3 protein-coding genes are annotated in these 2,560 nt (G+C 40.4%); all 3 read left to right on the top strand.

All coding sequences use genetic code 11. The features are described 5' to 3' along the window. Positions 1–66 precede the first annotated feature (66 nt). Positions 67–1,248 carry a methyl-accepting chemotaxis protein gene (locus MV589_RS00670; RefSeq protein ID WP_521966157.1) on the top strand — a complete coding sequence of 394 codons (1,182 nt, stop codon included), beginning with the start codon at positions 67–69 and terminating at the stop codon, positions 1,246–1,248. Between the two features lie 157 nt (positions 1,249–1,405). Beyond that, positions 1,406–1,792 carry a FixH family protein gene (locus tag MV589_RS00665; protein ID WP_297431072.1) on the top strand — a complete coding sequence of 129 codons (387 nt, stop codon included), beginning with the start codon at positions 1,406–1,408 and terminating at the stop codon, positions 1,790–1,792. Between the two features lie 9 nt (positions 1,793–1,801). Further along, a partial coding sequence (locus MV589_RS00660; RefSeq protein WP_297431071.1) for a TolC family protein occupies positions 1,802–2,560 on the top strand: 759 nt, incomplete at its 3' end.

Below are 2,560 nucleotides of genomic sequence, written 5' to 3'. Positions count from 1 at the left end.
GTGCTCATTAAAGCAGGACGAGGAGAGCTCTCTCACCGTATTACAGATATAGATGAGACACATACGATGCAGGCAGTTGCATGGGGTGTAAATGACATGCTTGACCAAACAGAGCAGTTTATACGTGATATTCAAGCCGCTGTTGCAGCTGCAAATGCAGGGAAAAAGAATCGTGACATATTAGAAGAGGGGTATAAAGGTGACTTTAGAAATGCCGTTCCAGGACTAAACGCAGCTATAGGTGCCATAGCAAACTCCTATATGGACGCACAAAAAACAGCGATTTCCAAAGAGTTTAATGACAATTCACAAGGGGGAATATCAAAAGGTCTGCAAATCATTCAGCAAGATATTATAGAGAATGCAGATATATTGAAAAAGATCAATGACTCAACAAAAGAGACGGCAGAAGAGGCTCTCCAGTCTCAAGAAGTTGTACAAAACATAAAAGACAGACTTGATGAGCTTATTGAGCTTATTACAAACTCAAATGAGTCTATAGTCTCACTTACTGAGCGTACAAATGAGATCACTGCGGTGGTCGACCTTATAAAAGACATTGCAGATCAGACAAATCTGCTCGCACTAAACGCAGCCATAGAAGCCGCTCGTGCAGGTGAGCATGGACGTGGATTTGCCGTAGTTGCAGATGAGGTAAGAAAGCTTGCCGAGCGTACACAAAAAGCAACGCAAGAGATAGCTATCACGACAAATACACTTAAACAAGAAGCGAATGAGATTCAAGGCAACTCTGAGAACATTACAGAGATAGCTACAAATTCACAAGAAGATGTGGTGCAGTTCTACGACACACTCAATAGATTTGCCCAAAATGCGGAAACAGCAGCAAAAGAGACAAAATATATTTCCGATTATCTCTTTACAACGCTGATAAAAGTGGATCATATTAACTTTAAACATGAAGCATATACAGCGCTGCTCACACATAATACCGAAGCGGCAGACTCTTTTGCAGACCAGTTTAACTGTCGTCTTGGAAAATGGTACTACAATGAAGGAAAAGAGATGTTTGGCAACACTCCCGCCTATAAAGCTGTAGAAGTGCCACATGGCATAGTGCATACAAAAGCACTTGCCGCACTCTCTTATGTCAAAGATAATAACTATTTGATAGAGAAAAAAGAGCAGATAGTACGTAATATGGCTGAAGCTGAGCATGAAAGTTTTAAACTTTTTGAACTCTTTAAAGCTATGGTAAAAGAGGGTAATCCTGACGTGAAGATTTAAATTCACTTTATACTTTCTATCTCTTTGTATGGCATCTGTATGAAAATGCAGATGCCTCTTGAAACTTCTTTAGTAAAAATCTCCTTTACAATTACAACACAAACGCAACACACTGCATCGTTATACTTCCTTTAGTAAAACATAAAGGATAAACAAAATGAAAACTTTAGCAAAGATATTTTTAGCACTACTACTTGGTGTAACACTCTCTCATGCGGCTGCGTTTAGCAAAGACGCAAAATTTAGGAATGTGAAAATTCACATAACAGCGGACAAACCACTGACAACCGGGGCGAATGTTTTAGAGTTTACCATCAAAAAAGCTGGCAAACTTGTAAAGGATGCAAATGTAGTTGTACGTGCATTTATGCCGGCAATGCCGGGAATGCCTGCAATGGAGTCAAAAGTGAGTGCAAAAGCACTTGGAAATGGCAGATACAGCGCAAAGCTCAACCTTGCAATGGGTGGAACGTGGCAGATACATATATTTATCACTCCAAAAACAGGTAGAAAGTACCGTGTTAAAACCAGTCTTAATATCTAAGGAACTACGATGCGAACTCTAATTCTCTCTCTTTTACTGTTCTCAAATGCACTCTTTGGGGTGGAGCTTGAGAGCGTTATAAACACTGCACTGCAAAAAAGCCCCTCTTTAGAGGTCATAAATGCCCGTCTGGAAGCAAACAAACAGAGCATTGACATAGCAGACCAGTTTGCTAATCCTGAGCTTTCACTTGTAAAAAATACACTTGATGCATCTCAGGCTATGAGCAAAACGGTGCTGAGTCTGAAGCAGAACATTCCCTACTACTCCAAAAGAGCAAAGAGAGAAGATGTCGCCGTAGCAGAAGATGCAGTACTCAAAGAGCAACTGCGCGCTGCAGAGGCAAAACTTGTCGAGCGCATAAAGACTGAAGCCTATACTATTTGGAAGTTGCGTGAACTCACCAACATCATAGATGAGTATATAAGTCTGACAAAAAGAAATGTTACGCTCTATGAGTCATACACCAGTATCAACTCAAGCCAACATATGGGTATTATGAAAGCAGAACTCTCTCTTTCTGACTTGAAAGTGCAAAGAACGGCGATAGAAGCAAAGATATTTCAAGCCTATGCACGGCTCTCAGCACTTGCTGCGTTTAGAGTAGAAAAACTTGACATTGACCTCTCTATAAAAAACAAACCTGAACTTGAGCGTTTTCGTGCAGATTTGGTGTATAACCCTGAAATTGCTCTCAAAGAGAAAGAGATAGCAAAACAAAATGCAAAAGTAGCACTTGCAGATGTCAACAACTACCCTGATGTGAAT

The sequence above is a fragment of the Sulfurimonas sp. genome, from assembly GCF_026991475.1.
GTDB lineage: Bacteria > Campylobacterota > Campylobacteria > Campylobacterales > Sulfurimonadaceae > Sulfurimonas.
The sequence above is the reverse complement of the archived record's forward strand: the minus strand, read 5'-3'. Positions and strand labels throughout refer to the sequence as shown.

Excerpts from the sequence above, each read along its gene's own strand:
- MV589_RS00670 (WP_521966157.1), top strand. The coding sequence starts at position 67 with ATGCAGGCAGTTGCATGGGGTGTAAATGACATGCTTGACCAAACAGAG.
- MV589_RS00665 (WP_297431072.1), top strand. The coding sequence starts at position 1,406 with ATGAAAACTTTAGCAAAGATATTTTTAGCACTACTACTTGGTGTAACA.